Annotated in this window: 17 protein-coding genes and 1 tRNA gene; 7 read left to right on the forward strand and 11 right to left on the reverse strand. The window is 67.7% G+C overall.

What is annotated here, in order from left to right; translation table 11 throughout:
• Positions 1-49: 49 nt before the first annotated feature.
• The 5 genes from ASE00_RS15750 to infA all read right to left on the reverse strand — a co-directional run bounded on the left by ASE00_RS15750 (position 50) and on the right by infA (position 2,165).
• Positions 50-125: transfer RNA gene (locus ASE00_RS15750), tRNA-Phe, on the reverse strand.
• 66 nt (positions 126-191) lie between these two features.
• On the reverse strand, positions 192-365 hold the full coding sequence (locus ASE00_RS23070; RefSeq protein ID WP_235538707.1) for a DNA gyrase inhibitor YacG: 174 nt from the start codon (positions 363-365) through the stop codon (positions 192-194).
• On the reverse strand, positions 343-1,344 hold the full coding sequence (locus ASE00_RS15755; protein WP_056382040.1) for a hypothetical protein: 1,002 nt from the start codon (positions 1,342-1,344) through the stop codon (positions 343-345). Before ASE00_RS15755 ends, ASE00_RS23070 begins: the two co-directional genes overlap by 23 nt.
• Positions 1,337-1,921 carry a Maf family protein gene (locus tag ASE00_RS15760; protein WP_056382042.1) on the reverse strand — a complete coding sequence of 195 codons (585 nt, stop codon included), beginning with the start codon at positions 1,919-1,921 and terminating at the stop codon, positions 1,337-1,339. The genes ASE00_RS15755 and ASE00_RS15760 overlap by 8 nt, the downstream gene beginning before the upstream one ends.
• A gap of 25 nt (positions 1,922-1,946) precedes the next feature.
• Positions 1,947-2,165, reverse strand: a complete 219-nt coding sequence (infA, locus tag ASE00_RS15765; RefSeq protein ID WP_010162480.1) for a translation initiation factor IF-1 — start codon at positions 2,163-2,165, stop codon at positions 1,947-1,949.
• A 162-nt stretch (positions 2,166-2,327) separates the two neighbouring features.
• On the opposite strand from infA, the gene ASE00_RS15770 reads away from it, so the two are divergent.
• Positions 2,328-2,816 (forward strand): flavin reductase family protein, encoded by a 489-nt coding sequence (locus ASE00_RS15770; RefSeq protein ID WP_056382043.1) that lies wholly within the window; start codon positions 2,328-2,330, stop codon positions 2,814-2,816.
• A 66-nt stretch (positions 2,817-2,882) separates the two neighbouring features.
• On the opposite strand, the gene ASE00_RS15775 is transcribed toward ASE00_RS15770, so the two are convergent.
• Positions 2,883-3,473, reverse strand: a complete 591-nt coding sequence (locus tag ASE00_RS15775) for a peptidylprolyl isomerase (protein ID WP_056382045.1) — start codon at positions 3,471-3,473, stop codon at positions 2,883-2,885.
• A 111-nt stretch (positions 3,474-3,584) separates the two neighbouring features.
• Between ASE00_RS15775 and ASE00_RS15780 the strand changes: the two genes are divergently transcribed.
• Together ASE00_RS15780 and ASE00_RS15785 are read left to right on the forward strand one after the other, a co-directional pair.
• On the forward strand, positions 3,585-5,240 hold the full coding sequence (locus ASE00_RS15780; protein WP_056382610.1) for a tetratricopeptide repeat protein: 1,656 nt from the start codon (positions 3,585-3,587) through the stop codon (positions 5,238-5,240).
• Positions 5,237-6,073: a 4-(cytidine 5'-diphospho)-2-C-methyl-D-erythritol kinase gene (locus ASE00_RS15785; protein WP_056382048.1), complete on the forward strand. Its 837-nt coding sequence runs from the start codon at positions 5,237-5,239 to the stop codon at positions 6,071-6,073. Before ASE00_RS15780 ends, ASE00_RS15785 begins: the two co-directional genes overlap by 4 nt.
• Positions 6,074-6,198: 125 nt before the next feature.
• Here ASE00_RS15785 and ASE00_RS15790 read toward each other — a convergent pair whose 3' ends face one another.
• The gene (locus ASE00_RS15790; RefSeq protein ID WP_200957948.1) at positions 6,199-6,564 is read right to left on the reverse strand and encodes a hypothetical protein; all 366 of its coding nucleotides are present in this window, start codon (positions 6,562-6,564) and stop codon (positions 6,199-6,201) included.
• Between the two features lie 84 nt (positions 6,565-6,648).
• On the opposite strand from ASE00_RS15790, the gene ASE00_RS15795 reads away from it, so the two are divergent.
• Positions 6,649-6,915, forward strand: coding sequence for a hypothetical protein (locus tag ASE00_RS15795; RefSeq protein WP_056382050.1), 267 nt, complete (start codon positions 6,649-6,651; stop codon positions 6,913-6,915).
• 1 nt (position 6,916) lies between these two features.
• Here ASE00_RS15795 and sigJ read toward each other — a convergent pair whose 3' ends face one another.
• The 3 genes from sigJ to ASE00_RS15810 form a co-directional block, all read right to left on the reverse strand.
• Positions 6,917-7,795 (reverse strand): RNA polymerase sigma factor SigJ, encoded by an 879-nt coding sequence (gene sigJ, locus ASE00_RS15800; RefSeq protein ID WP_056382052.1) that lies wholly within the window; start codon positions 7,793-7,795, stop codon positions 6,917-6,919.
• Between the two features lies 1 nt (position 7,796).
• Entirely contained in the window at positions 7,797-8,228 is a 432-nt protein-coding gene (locus ASE00_RS15805) for a carboxymuconolactone decarboxylase family protein (RefSeq protein WP_082594807.1), read from the reverse strand.
• Between the two features lie 426 nt (positions 8,229-8,654).
• Positions 8,655-10,304, reverse strand: a complete 1,650-nt coding sequence (locus ASE00_RS15810; protein WP_056382056.1) for an electron transfer flavoprotein-ubiquinone oxidoreductase — start codon at positions 10,302-10,304, stop codon at positions 8,655-8,657.
• Positions 10,305-10,412: 108 nt separating this feature from the next.
• On the opposite strand from ASE00_RS15810, the gene ASE00_RS15815 reads away from it, so the two are divergent.
• The 3 genes from ASE00_RS15815 (at position 10,413) to moaB (ending at position 13,600) form a co-directional block, all read left to right on the forward strand.
• Complete coding sequence (locus ASE00_RS15815; RefSeq protein WP_056382057.1) at positions 10,413-11,180, forward strand: uracil-DNA glycosylase family protein; 768 nt, start codon at positions 10,413-10,415, stop codon at positions 11,178-11,180.
• Positions 11,180-12,946, forward strand: coding sequence for a lytic transglycosylase domain-containing protein (locus tag ASE00_RS15820; RefSeq protein ID WP_056382059.1), 1,767 nt, complete (start codon positions 11,180-11,182; stop codon positions 12,944-12,946). The genes ASE00_RS15815 and ASE00_RS15820 overlap by 1 nt, the downstream gene beginning before the upstream one ends.
• A 126-nt stretch (positions 12,947-13,072) precedes the next feature.
• Positions 13,073-13,600, forward strand: a complete 528-nt coding sequence (gene moaB, locus ASE00_RS15825) for a molybdenum cofactor biosynthesis protein B (protein WP_056382061.1) — start codon at positions 13,073-13,075, stop codon at positions 13,598-13,600.
• A gap of 225 nt (positions 13,601-13,825) precedes the next feature.
• Here moaB and ASE00_RS15830 read toward each other — a convergent pair whose 3' ends face one another.
• Positions 13,826-14,377, reverse strand: coding sequence for a hemerythrin domain-containing protein (locus tag ASE00_RS15830; RefSeq protein ID WP_056382063.1), 552 nt, complete (start codon positions 14,375-14,377; stop codon positions 13,826-13,828).
• Between the last annotated feature and the right edge of the window lie 25 nt (positions 14,378-14,402).

Here is a 14,402-nt window from a genome sequence, read left to right on the forward strand (position 1 = left end):
CAGCGCCACCGGGAGCGGCCGGCAAGCTGGACGACGCTAATCAGGAAAATGGTGCCCAGGGACGGGGTCGAACCGCCGACACTGCGATTTTCAGTCGCATGCTCTACCAACTGAGCTACCTGGGCACGATAGCGTTGGAGGCGTGCCTATAGAGGGGGGTTGCGCGGTCTGTCCAGCCCGCTTTTGCCAAATTATTCTGCGTCGGGATCGGCGGCCGGATCGGCGGGCGGCCCGGGGATGCGATAGCCCTCGTCGAGCCATTTCAAAAGGTCGCGGTCACGGCAGCCCTGGCTGCAGAACGGCGTGTGCTGGGCGGCTTCGGGCTTGCCGCACAGGGGGCATTTAGGGATTTTTTGCATCGGCATGTCCCGCCGATATGGCGAGCCCGGCGTCGGCGCGCAAGGCGATCGGTGCGCCGGTGCGGCGGGCGAGTTCGGCGCGCCAGTCTTCACGCCGCTCGATCAGCGCGATCACGGCGGGCGCGGCGGTCAGCGTCCGTGTCCCAGCTCCAGGCGTGCGCTCGGCGCGGCGCAGCAGCGCGCGCGCCGCCGCGCCCGCCGGATCGCCCTGCACCCGTTCGGGCAGTGATGGCGCCGCCCGGCGCCGGACGATCTGGAGGAAACCGAAGCCATTCACCGCGGTCCGCTCGAACGGCGGGGGCAGGATCGCGTCGACCGCATCGGCCGCCGCCTGCCGCGCCGCCTTGCTGCCCGCGGTCGGCAGGTCGATGCCGATCGATCCGGTGATGCCATGGCGCAGGATCATCCGCGCCGCCGCCGCCGCCCCGGCCACCGCCAGCGCCGCGGGCTCGAGCCAGCCGTCGACGTCGATCAGGCTCATTGCGGGCGTCAGCGACAGCCGCAGTCCGCCGCCCTCGAAATCGGCCTGACCGGTCGCGGCTTCCTCGATCAGTTCGGACCAGCCGGCGGCCTCCAGCGCGTCGGGCTGATGCGCCTGCAAAAGCCGGACCGATTCGCCGCTCGCCCGGATGCGATCGATCAGCGCCGGCGCGTCGGCGGCCACCGCATCCGCCGCCGCCCGCCGCGCGATCGCCAGCTTGGCGCGCCCTGGCTCGGGCAGCGCGGCGCGGTGGATCTCGACGAGCAGCCGCGCTCCCTCCGATACGCCGCCCGGTACCGGCTCGATCAACGCCTCCTCGCCGCTGTCGAGCGTCACGATCGCGCGCCGTCCGGGAATCACAATCCGGCTGAGCCGGGCAGAGGCGATCGTGCCCGCCCGCACCCCGTCGTCATCGGCCTCGATCGCTGCGGCGACGATCATGCCGTCCTCGATCAGCGCGGCGCGCGTCTCGCCGATACCGGCTTCATAGAGCCATTCACGCATGACATTCCGGCAGCAGCCCCGCCGCCACGAGCAGCGCGCGGGTCTCGAACAGCGGCAGGCCCATCACCCCCGAATGGCTGCCCGACAGCATCCGCACCCAGCTCTCGGCATAGCCCTGGATCGCATAGCCCCCCGCCTTGCCGCGCCATTCGCCGCTCTCGACATAGGCGGCGATCTCGGCCTCGGTCAGGCGTTTGAAGGCGACGATGCTGGTCGACAGCCGGTGCCGCGCCATGCCTTGCGGATCGATCAGCGTCACCGCCGAATGGACGCGGTGGCGGCGGCCCGACAGCAGATGCAGGCAGGCACGCGCCTCGGCGGCATCCTCGGTCTTGGGCAATATCCGGCGGCCTGCGGCGACCACCGTGTCCGCGCCCAGCACCGCCTTGCCCGGGTGGCGCGCGGCGACCAGCGCAGCCTTTGCGGCCGCGACACGCGCAGCATAAGGCGCCGGGCTTTCGCCCTTCAGCACCGTCTCGTCGATGTCGGCGGGGTCGATCGCGGCGGGGGTGATCCCCAGCCGGCCGATCAGTTCGGCCCGGCGCGGACTGCCCGATGCGAGGATGAGCGGGGTCAAGGGCGCGTCACCCGTCCACCCGGACTTATTTGAAACGATAGGTGATGCGACCCTTGGTCAGATCATAGGGCGTCAGCTCGACGAGCACTTCGTCGCCGACCAGCACGCGAATGCGGTTCTTGCGCATCTTGCCGGCGGTATGACCCAGGATTTCATGGTCATTTTCCAGCTTCACCCGGAACATGGCGTTGGGCAGAAGTTCCACCACCTGTCCGCGCATTTCCAGCAACTCTTCTTTTGCCAAACTGCCGCCTCACACATCTCGATGTCTTGAATCGCGCCGCCATACGCGCTTGACCGCAAAAAGAAAAGCGCGGTTGGGACAAGCAAAGATGCACAGCGAAGAGATTGCGCAGATCGCTCCATTTCTCTAGCGGCTACCGCACGGACAAAGGGAGATATCAGGGTGAGCGAAGAAGAGATCCGGGACGGCTTCCGCCACGCCATGCGCCGCCTCGCGACGACGATCGCCCTGATCACCGCGGGCCGCGACGAGAATTGCACCGGCATGGCCGCCACCGCGGTGATGTCGGTGACCGCCGATCCGCCGACCCTGCTGATCGCGGTCAACCGCAGCGCGAGCATCCACCCGGTGCTGTCCGCGTCGCAGCGCTATTGCGTCAACCTGCTGGCCGAGCGGCATCAGGAACTGGTCGGCATCTTCAGCGGCAAGAAGAAGGGGCTCGAGCGTTTCGAAGGCGGCGGCTGGACCCCGGGCGCGGACGGTGTCCTCGTCCTCGACGATGCGCTCGCCAGCCTGATGTGCCGGGTCACGCAGACGATCGACGTCGGCACCCACACCCTGTTCGTCGGCGAGGTGGAGAATGTCGTCAATCATGACGAGATCAGCCCGCTCGTCTGGGTCGACGGCAGCTTCGCCAACGCGGCGCGCTGACTAATACGACTTTCAGTATGTGAGCACCGGAGGCGGAGAAATCCGCGTTCGCCGCCCTGGGCCGATTCAGTCCACCCGCCGCGCCTCGATGATCTTCACCGGCGCCTTGATGAGCTGATCCTTCATCGCTCCCGATCCGCCGGGCCAGGTTTTCGCGGCCATGATCCGCTTCACCACCGGCATGCCCGACACGACCTTGCCGAAGGCGGCATAGCCCGCATTGTCGCCGGGCGCGCCGGGGTGGGCGTCCATCGCCGGGGACGGGCCGACCAAGATGAAGAAGTCGCCCATCGCGGTTCCCGGCTCGCGCCGCGCCATCGATATCGTGCCGTCGACATGGCGCAGGCCGGTCTTGGTCGTCGGCTCATGCGCGATCGGCACCAGCGAGCGGAACGCCGAGCGGCGGATGCCGCCCTGAATCAGGCCGACCGCGCGATTCCTCTTGGCGGGCGCGGCGCGGTAGAAGCTCGTCCCGTCGAACTTCTTCTGGTCGACATAAGCGAGGAAATTCTTCGCGGTGATCGGCGCATGGCGCACGTCGACCGCGACGACGATCGTCCCCTCGCTGGTCTTCAGCGCGACCTTCACCTTCGACGGCGCGGCGGCCGCGGGGACGGACAGGACGAGGGCGGCGAGGAGAAAGGCTTGGCGAATCATCCGCGCATCCTACCGCGGCGGATCATCTTCGCCAGAGCCCCGCAGGCCGCAAAGGCTTGGTCACCCGCCGATATTCTGCGATAAGCGCGCGGTTCGAAGGTGGAGCACGGCGTGCGGCGGAAAATAGCAGTTTTGGCAACGGCGCTGGTCGCCACCCTGCCCGGCTTGGGCCAGGCGGCGGTCAGCGACAGCTCGTCGGAAATGCGCCAATATGTCCGCGCCCGCCTCGCCGACGCCGCGGGCATGCCCGACGCCGCCGCGAGCAGCTACGCCAGGCTGCTGCAGGCCTCGCCGCAGGACAAGCGGCTCGCGCTGCGCACCTATCGCCAGGCGCTGACCGCGGGCAATTTCAAGCTCGCCAGCCTTGCCGCGCAGCAGCTCGACCGGCTGTCGGCGCTGCCGCCCGACGCGGTGCTGATGCTGCTCGCCGACGCCGTCACCGCGAAGGACTGGACCCGCGCCTCGGCGCTGGTCGGCCGAATCGAGCGCGAACAGGTCTTCGCCTTCCTGGCGCCGGTCATGCATGGCTGGGTGGCGCTCGGCCAGCGCAAGGACGATCCCGCCCGGCTGGTCGCGCCTTCGGCGGGATCGCAGCTCGCCAATGCCTATGCCCGCGATCATTTCGTGCTTATCGCGCTCGCTGCCGGGCGCACCGACGTGCTCGACGACCTGCGCCGCCTGATCGCCGCCAATGACGCACGCGCCGTCCGGCTCCAGCTCGCCGCCGCCGCCCTGCTGATCCGCCGCGGCGATACCGCCAACGCCACGCAGCTGCTCCAGGGCCGCGCGCCCGAGCTGGAAACCGCGCGCGCCGCGATCGCCGCCGGACGCCCGATCATCGGCGCGATCGACACTCCCGCGCTCGGCCTTTCGGAGCTTCTCGCGCAGCTGGCGATCGACGTGAAGGGCAATGACGGCCGCTCGCCGGTCTCGCTCCAGCTGGCGCGCCTCGCCAATTATCTCGCCCCCGACAACGCCGCCGCGACGATCGCCACTGCCGATCTGCTCGCCTCCAACGGCTATCATGAAGCGGCGCTGGCGCTGCTTGCGAAGATTCCCGCCGACAATCCCCTGTCCGAGGCGAGCCGCCAGCAGCGCAGCGGCATCCTCCTCGCCAAGGGTGATAAGGAAGCCGCGCTCGCCGACGCCGGGAAGGTCGCCGCGCGGCCCGACGCGGGTCCGTCCGCCTTCGTCGATCTGGGCGGCATATTGTCCGATCTCAACCGGCCGGCCGAAGCAGCCGCCGCCTATCAAAAGGCGATCGATCTCGACAATGCAGCGGGGCGGCCCAGCTGGATCCACATGTTCCTCAAGGCCGGTGCGCTCGACCGCGCCGGGGACTGGACCGCGTCGAAGGCGCTGCTGCTCCAGGCCAATGCGCTGGCGCCGAACCAGGCGATCATCCTCAACTATATCGGCTATGGCATGCTCGACCGGGGCGAGAATCTTGCCGAGGCGCAGGCCTATATCGAGCGCGCCAGCGGCCTCGACCCGAGCGACGCCGCGATCGCCGATTCGCTCGGCTGGCTCTATTACAAGCGCGGCAACTATGCCGGCGCGATCGCCGCGCTCGAACGCGCGGTGTCCGCCGATCCGGGCCAGTCGGTGATGAACGAGCATCTCGGCGACGCCTATTGGGCGGCCGGACGGCGGATAGAGGCGCGCTATGCCTGGCGCGCCGCGCTGGTCCAGGCCGAGAAGGCCGATGCCGAACGGATCAACCGCAAGCTGGCCGATGGCGTGAGCGACAGCCTGACCGCCAAGTGACCGCCGCCACCGCCTACGCCAAGATCAACCTCGCCCTCCACGTCCGCCGGCGGCGGGCCGACGGCTATCACGACATCGAGACGATCTTCGCCTTCGCCGAGCATGGCGACCTGATCGCCGCCACGCCTGGCGCGGCGCGGCTGACCCTCACCGGCCCCTTCGCCGGCGCCCTGGCCGGGGAGGACCCGGAGGATAATCTGGTGATGCGCGCCGCGCGTCGCCTCGCCACGCTGGCCGGAAGGGAGCCGCCCGCCATCACGCTCGACAAGCGATTGCCGGTCGCCGCGGGGATCGGTGGCGGATCCGCCGACGCCGCGGCGGTGCTGCGGCTGCTGTGCGGGGATTTCGCCATCGCGCCCGGCGATCCGCGCGTCGCCGCGCTCGCCGCCGATCTCGGTGCGGACGTGCCCGCCTGCCTCGCCTCGGTCACGCTGCGCGGCGATGGCCGCGGCGACGCGCTGCTCGCGGTCGAGACGGGTGCGCTCACCGGCGCGCCTCTCCTGCTGGTCAACCCGCGCGTCGCGCTGGCGACTGGCCCGGTGTTCAAGGCCTGGGACGGCGTCGATCGCGGCCCCCTTTCGGACGGCGACCCGCTCATCGCCGCACGGGCGGGGCGCAACGACCTCGAGCCCCCGGCCCGCGCGCTCTGCCCGGTGATCGGCGATGTGGTGGCGGCGCTGGCCGCGCAGCCGGGAGTGATCCTGGCGCGGATGTCGGGCTCGGGCGCGACCTGCTTCGCGCTGTTCGAAACGATGGCGGCGCGCGATATTGCGGATCGCGCCATCGCCACCGCCCAGCCGGACTGGTGGCGAATGGCCTCTACGCTGCGCTAAATCTTAAAACCGCTCATCCTGAGGAGCCACTGAGCCTGCCGAAGTGGCGTCTCGAAGGACCGTCCTTCGATGCGGTCTTCGCCGTCGCTCAGCCCTTACTCAGGATGAGCGGTTAGGGAGAGAACTCAACCGACCTTCGCGACCGTCACGCCCTCATATTTGGCGTCGCTTGGATCATAGAGCGGCTGGACCGTGAAATTGTCCGCGGTCAGCGACAGATTGTTCAGCCCGGCCAGCTTGAAGGTGCCCAGTTTCAGTTCGGCGGGCACCTTGCCGTCGCGCAGCAGCACCACGCCGTCGACATGCAGGTCGTCATGCTTGGTGTAGAGGATGTGCGGCGCGATCGTCATGTTGGTGCGGTTGTACACCGCGACGATGCACAGCTTGCGGCGGACCGCCTGGGCGATCAGCTCGCCTTCGGGCGACAGCGCCGGTCCGGCGGTGGGCGCCGCAACGCGGCCGAGCGACAATGTCTTGCGCGGAGTGGACATAGGACGCGCGCATATCCGTGCGCAGGCGACAGCGCAAGCGCGCGGTTCAGCCTATGGCAAGCCGCGCCCCTCTACCGCCCCGGCATGACCCGCCCGTTGCTCATCCTCGCGTTGCTCGCCGTCACGCCCGCCTTCGCCCAGCCCGAAGATGCCGAGCACCGCGCCGACCGGCTCCGGACGATCGAACTCAACAAGCGCGCCCAGGCCGTCGTCGACCGCCGCGATCGCGGCAATGCCGATGTCCGCGCGCAGAATCGCCGCGCGATGGAACGCTATGAACGCGAGCGCGCCGAATGGCGCGAACGCGTCGCCGCCTGCCGCGCGGGCGACTGGGACGCCTGCGAACGCTGATCTACTGTATCGTCACCGGGTCCATCCGCGCCAGCTTGTCGGGGTTGCGCATGATGAAGATGTCGCTGAGCCGCCCCTCCCCGTCATAGCCGAAGGAGATCGCCGCCACGGGCCGCCCGGCTTCGGTCAGAATGATCCCCCGGCCCCCGTTTATCTCGGCATCGGCCCATTGATAGCCCGCCCACCAGACGCCCACCTTGCGCAGGAAAGCGAGAACATGGCGATGGCCGGCAAGCGTTCTCAACGCCGACCGCACTTTGCCGCCGCCATCGGCGGTCAGCCGGATGTCGCTCGACAACAGGGCGGTGAGGCTATCCGGAGATCCGCTCGACACCGCCGCCTTGAACGCGTCGAGCAGGCGCTCCTGCGTCTCGGCCGGCGTGCGGTGGCGCACCTTGTCCTGGTCGATATTCGCTTTCGCCCGCGACACCAGCTTGCGGCAGGCGGGCTCCTCCATCTCCAGCGTCGCGGCGATCTCGTCATAGGGCCGGTCGAATATCTCATGGAGCAGATAGGCGGCGCGCTCCTTCGGCGTGAGCCGTTCGAGCATGAGCAGGAAGGCCGAGCCCAGCGACGCCGCCAGATCGGCGTCGCCTTCGTCGGGGCCGGTCGCCATGTGGATCGGCTCGGGCAGCCACGCGCCGACATAGTCGACCCGCGTGCGGTGCGCCGCGCGCAGCAGATCGAGGCAGCGGCGCGTGCAGATCGTCGTCAGCCACGCCACCGGATTGTCGATCGCGTCGCGCCGGACGGCGCTCCATTTGACGAAACAGTCCTGCACCGCATCTTCGGCATCGGCCCGCGAACCGAGGATGCGATAGGCCAGGCCCAGCAGCCGGGGCCGCTGGCGCTCGAACAGGGCGGCGTCCTGCCCGTCCATGTCAGTGCCGCGACACGCCGATGCGGTTCCACGCGTTGATCATCGCGATGATCGCGGAGAGCGCGGCCACCTGCTCCTCGGAGAAATGCTCGCGCAGCCGGGCGCGCAGCGCGCCGAGATCGGCATGGTGATCGAGCACGGTCAGCGCCTCCGTCCAGGCCAGCGCCGCCCGCTCGCGGTCGCTGAAGTCCTTAACCTGATCCCAGACGATGACCCGATCAAGCCGCTCGCTCGTCTCGCCATCCTCGCGCGCCTCGCGCGTGTGCATCTGCACGCAAAAGCCGCAGCGGTTGATCTGCGACGCGCGCAGCACGACCAGATGGCGCAGCTGCGGCTCGATGCCATGATTGTTCACCGCCGTCTGCGCCTCGTAAAGCGCCTTCACGACGTCGGGGAGTTCCTGCTCATAACGGGGGGCAGCGGTCGGGTTCATGTTCGTCTCCATCCTTAGTGGTACGGATGTGACGATCGGGCGGCGGGGGTTGTGACGCGGCAAGAAAAATAATCGTCATGCCGAGCTCGGGCGTGTCATCAGTTGACATTTGAATGCGTGAGAAATGGCGAATTTTAGCCGTGATGCTGAACTTGTTTCAGCATCCACTCCTCCACGGGAGCGCCGGAGCAGGTGGCATGGTGGACCCTGAAACAAGTTCAGGGTGACGGTAACCTGTTGGGGCCAATTGATGACACACCCTCGTTTCGGCATCCACCAGGAGCCTTGGAGCATGCCCGGAGGCTCGCGCGGCGACGCTCGATCTAGCCAGAAGCGCTCTCGGGCGGCCCGGTGGATGCTGAAACAGCTTCAGCATGACAGCCCGGAAAGAAACGGGCCGGAGTTACCCCCGGCCCGCTTATCGCATCACATATTCGGGTAGTTCGGCCCGCCGCCCCCTTCGGGGGTCACCCAGTTGATGTTCTGGGTCGGATCCTTGATGTCGCAGGTTTTGCAGTGGACGCAGTTCTGCGCGTTGATCTGCAGCTTCGGCGTCCCTTCCTCGCGGCCGACGATCTCGTACACCCCCGCCGGGCAATAACGCTGCTCGGGCGCGTCATACCAGGGCAGGTTGATGTCGATCGGGACGCTCGGGTCCTTGAGCTGGAGGTGGACCGGCTGGTCCTCCTCATGGTTGGTGTTCGACAGGAACACCGACGACAGCCGGTCGAAGCTGATCACGCCGTCGGGCTTGGGATAGGCGATTTTCGGCGCTATATCCTGGCGCCACATCCCCTCATTATCCTTGTGATGTTTGAGGGTGAAGGGCAGGCCGATGCCAAGGTTGCGCATCCACATGTCCACGCCCGCCAGCAGCGTGCCCGCAAACGGGCCGAACTTCGCGATGAACGGCTCGGCGTTCTTTACGATCTTCAGCTCCTTGGCGATCCAGCTGTCGTTGAGCGCCGCCGGATAGGCCGCCAGCTCGTCGCCCTCGCGCTCGGCACCGATCGCCTCGAACGCGGCTTCGGCGGCGAGCATGCCGGACTTCATCGCGGTGTGGCTGCCCTTGATGCGCGGCACGTTGACGAAGCCCGCCGAGCAGCCGATCAGCGCGCCGCCCGGGAAGACCAGCTTGGGGATCGCCTGCCAGCCGCCCTCGTTGATCGCCCGCGCGCCATAGGAGATGCGGCGGCCGCCTTCGAGGATCTCGCGGATCTTCGGGTGCTGCTTCCAGCGCTGGAATTCTTCGAACGGATAGAGGTGCGGGTTCTTGTAACCGAGCCCGACGACGAAGCCGAGCGCCACCTGCCCATTGGCCTGATGATAGAGGAAGCCGCCGCCGACCTCGTCGGTGAGCGGCCAGCCCTGGGTGTGGATCACCCGGCCCGGGACATGCTTGTCGGGATCGATGTCCCACAATTCCTTGATGCCGATCGCATAGGTCTGCGGCTCGCAATCGGCTTCCAGGTCGAACTTGCTCTTGAGCATCTTCGACAGATGGCCGCGCACGCCCTCGGCGAAGAAGGTGTACTTCGCGTGGAGTTCCATGCCCGGCTGGTAATCGGCCTTATGCTCGCCTTCGCGGCTCACACCCATGTCGCCGGTCGCGACGCCCTTCACTGATCCGTCGTCATTGTAGAGGATCTCGGCGGCGGCGAACCCCGGGAAGATCTCGACCCCCAGATTTTCGGCCTGCCCTGCGAGCCAGCGGCACAGATTGCCGAGCGACAGCGTGTAGGTGCCCTTATTGTGCATGAAGCCGGGCATCGCGATGTGCGGCATCGAGAATTGCCGCTTCTCGGTCAGAACCCAGTGATGGTTCTCGGTCACCGGCACCGTCAGCGGGCTGTCGAGCTCCTTCCAGTTGGGCAGCAGCTCGTCGAGCGCGATCGGATCGACCACCGCGCCGGACAGGATGTGCGCGCCGACCTCGGAGCCCTTTTCGAGGACGCAGACGCCGATCTCGCGGCCGCTTTCGATCGCAAGCTGTTTCAGCCGAATCGCGGCGGCCAGCCCGGCGGGGCCCGCCCCGACGATCACGACGTCGTAAGCCATGGAATCGCGCGTCGACATGTCCCGTCCTCGTCCCTTGCTTCAAATCACCGCGTCAAAAAAACGTCACGCCCTAAAGCCGCTGCCCCCAGATTGACTGGTTCGTCAACCCATTCCTTTAGTCGGCGCATGGAGTTGGGGGGAAATATCAGCTATGCCAGTCTTGTCACATGGTGGCAGGACGCGGGCCTCGACGTGCTCGTCGATGAGACCCCGCGTAACTGGCTGGCCACGGCGCAGCCGGTAGCGCAGCCACCCGCCGCCGTTCACGTCGCCACCTCCCCCGCCCCGCCGGTCCAGGAACGCGCACCCCAGCCCGATCGTCCGGTCCGCGCGCCCGCGAAGCCGTCGCTCCCCGACGATCTGCCCGGCTTCCACGCCTGGCTCGCCAGCAGCGAGAAGCTGTCGATACCGCTCGCCGCCCGCGTGGCCCCGGCCGGCGATCCGGCCTCGGGGGTCATGGCGCTGGTCGATCTGCCCGAAGCCGACGACCATGTCTCGGGCAGGCTGCTCTCGGGCCCCGCGGGGCAGCTGTTCGACAAGATGATCGCGGCGATGGAGCGCAATCGCGACAGCCTCTACCTCGCCTCGATGTCGCCCGGTCGCCCGACCGGCGACTATGTCGACAAGGCGTCGGGCGCGCTGTTCGGCCAGCTGGCGCGTCATCACGCAGCACTCGCCAAGCCGCGGGTGCTGCTGCTGATGGGCGAACAGCCGTCGCGTGCCTTCCTCAACATGGGCTTCGTCGAGGCGCGCGGCCGCGTCCATGACGTCAAGCTCGCCGGTGGCGCCGTCCAGGCCATCGCCACCTTCCACCCCCGCACGCTGCTGCAATATCCCGAGCAGAAGCGCCGCGCCTGGGAAGATCTGCAACTGCTCATGAAAGCGCTTGGTTGATGCGTTCGTTGCTTCTCGCCGGCCTGCTGGCCGCCACCCCCTTCGCCGCATCGGCGCAGACCGCGGTAACCATTCCCGCCGCCGCTGCAGGCATCGCCGCGGCACCGCAGCTTCCGCTCGTCTCGGGTCTGACCGTTGATCAGCGCAGCAAATATCGCGGCATTTTCACGGCTATTCATAACGCCGACTGGGCTACCGCGCGCGCAGGCCTTGATGCGATGCCGGGCGGACCGCTCAATGACGTCGCCGAAGCCGAGCTGATCCTGGCCAAGGGGTCGCCCAAGGCGCCCGATGACGCGCTCGTCAGCCTGCTCACCAGCGCTTCGGATCTGCCGCAGGCGCCCGAACTGGCCGCACTCGCGGCGCGCCGCGGCCTCACCACCGGCGCGCTCCCCGTGATCCGCGACCTCGTCCGCTTCGCGGGCCCCTCGAAGCGCCAGTCGGCGCGCGCGCAGCGCAACGATCGCGCCGCCGCCGCGCTCGCGCAGGTCGCGGGGCCGCTGGTGCGGAACGACCAGCCGAGCGAGGCTGAGGCGCTCGTCACCGCGCGGCTCGGCGACCTCTCGCCCGAGGCGCAGGCCGAATGGCTCCAGCGCGTCGCCTGGGCCTATTATCTGTCGGGCGACGACGCCAATGCCCGCCGCGTCGCCGATCGCGCCCGCGACGGCGTGGGCGACTGGGCTGTTCAGGCGAGCTGGGTCGCCGGGCTCGCCGCCTGGCGGCAGAAGGACTGCGCCAATGCGGGTCTGGCCTTCGAACAGGTCTCCACCCGCGCCCGCGATCCGGAGATGATCGCCGCCGGCCTCTATTGGGCGAGCCGCGCCGACATGGCCTGTGCGCACCCCGAACGGGTCGAGCCGCGGCTGCGTTCGGCGGCGCGGATGAAGGAAAGCTTCTATGGCCTGATCGCGCAGGCGGCGCTGGGCCTGACCGACGACGGCGGGTCGGGCGTCAAGCTCACCGCGAACGACTGGTCGGCGATCGGCGCGATCCCCAATGTCCGCCGCGCGACGGCGCTCGCCGAGATCGGCGAAACCGTGCTGGCCGAACAGATGCTGCGCCATCAGGCGCGGATCGGGCTCAGCCGGGACCATGAATCGCTGGTCCACCTCGCCGCGCGCCTCAACCTGCCCGCCGCGCAGATATGGCTCGCCCAGAATGGACCGTTGGGCACCCGGCTCTCCGCATCGGCCCGCTATCCGATGCCCGGGTGGACGCCGCCCTCGGGCTGGCGCGTCGACAAGGCGCTGATCTTCGCCCATGCGCTTCAGGAATCGCAGTTCCGCACCGACGCCGCCAGCCCGGCCGGTGCGCGCGGCGTCATGCAGCTGATGCCCGCCACCGCGCAGATGGTTGCGCGCCATCAAGGCCGCACCCTCGATCCCTCATCGCTGTCGCAGCCTGCGACCAGCATCGATCTTGGCCAGGCCTATCTGCGGGAGCTGGGCGATATGAGCTCGACCGGCGGGCTGCTGCCCAAGGTCATCGCCGCCTATAATGCCGGGCCGAGCTCGGTAGCCAACTGGAACGCGCGCGGCCGCAACCTCGCAGATCCGCTGCTGTTCATCGAATCGATTCCCTTCACCGAGACCCGCGCCTATGTCGCGATCGTGCTGCGCAATTACTGGATGTACCAGCGCCAGACGGGGGTGAAGCCCGCCAGCCTGATCGCGATCAGCCAGGGCCTGTGGCCACGCTTTCCGGGCCTTCCCGGCCGCGACGCGATCCGCATGACCTCGCTTGGCGCGCCTGCGGCGGCGGATTGAATCTTTCCTTTTCGTCATCCCGGGCTTGACCCGGGATCCCGCTTTTCCTTTCTGCGTCGGAGTAAAAAGCTGGCCCCCGGATCAAGTCCGGGGTGACCGCGCAAGATGAGCGGAACAGGACCGGACATGCCGATCAAGGAAGACCTCCCCTTTCACCCCGTCCGCATAGCGGTCCTCACCGTGTCGGACAGCCGCGATCTCGCGCAGGACAAATCCGGCGACACGCTGGTCGCGCGCATCGAAGCCGCGGGTCATATCGTCGCCGACCGGGCAATCGTGAGAGACGACGTCGAGCTGATCACTGCCCGTCTCCATGGCTGGATCGACGATCCAGAGGTCGATTGCGTGATCACCACCGGCGGCACCGGCGTCACCGGACGCGACGTCACGCCCGAGGCGCTCGGCCGGGTCTGGGACAAGGAAATACCGGGATTCGGTGAGCTGTTTCGCTGGCTGAGCTACGCCAAGATCGGCACCTCGACGATCCAGTCGCGCGCAACCGCCTGTGTTGCGCGCGGCACCTATATCTTCGCACTTCCCGGCTCCACCGGCGCGGTCAAGGACGGCTGGGACGACATTCTCGTCTACCAACTCGACAGCCGCCACATGCCCTGCAACTTCGTCGAACTGATGCCTCGGTTGACGGAGAAATAGCCCGGCATTACACCCATCCGTCATCCCGGACTTGATCCGGGATCCCGCTTTCTTGTCGACTTCAGAAGAAAAAGCGGGACCCCGGATCAAGTCCGGGGTGACGCCAGTTTCTACCGGATCTCGGGCCGCTTCAGCGGCCCGCAAGCGCGAACGCGCGCCCGAGCTTATGCGAGGAAAGCCAAGCAGGGCGGATGCCCTGCGCCCGGCGCTTGAGGGCTAAACAAATCACGCGATCTTCAATCCCTCCTGGTTCATCGCCTTGGTAAGATCGGCATTTTCCTCGTCGCTCAGCAACCCGCGCAGCTTGGGGAATATCTTCTCCTCCTCCTCGCGCATATGTTGCTCGATCATCGTGCGGAAATCGGCGACCTTGGGCAGGAACTGCGGATGGTCGGTCGCCATCGCACTGAGCTCGAACAGATATTGCTTCACATAGCCATGGTCGTTGTTGAGGTGATCGGCCTCGGCGACCTGACCATGGGTGCGCAGCGCCGCATAGACCGCATTTTCCTCCTCGATCGCATGCTTGGCCAGCGCGTGTTTCAACTGAGTGAGCAGGATCGAGCGCCGGGTCTTGTGCTTGTCCTCGGTCTTCTCGATCTGGTCGAAGATCGCGAGCGTCGCCTGATGCTCGGCGGCGAGCGCCGCGTCCCATTCGCCGGCCATCATCGTCGGCGCCTGGACGAAGATCTTGCGGACCGCATTCGCGGCGAGGCCCGCGGTCAATCCTGCTGCCGCACCGATCGCGAAGCTGCGCGTGGTCTTTTCCTCCAACATGGCAATTCTCCTGCTGTCTGGCTTC

The organism is Sphingomonas sp. Root710, assembly GCF_001429065.1.
Taxonomy (GTDB): domain Bacteria; phylum Pseudomonadota; class Alphaproteobacteria; order Sphingomonadales; family Sphingomonadaceae; genus Rhizorhabdus.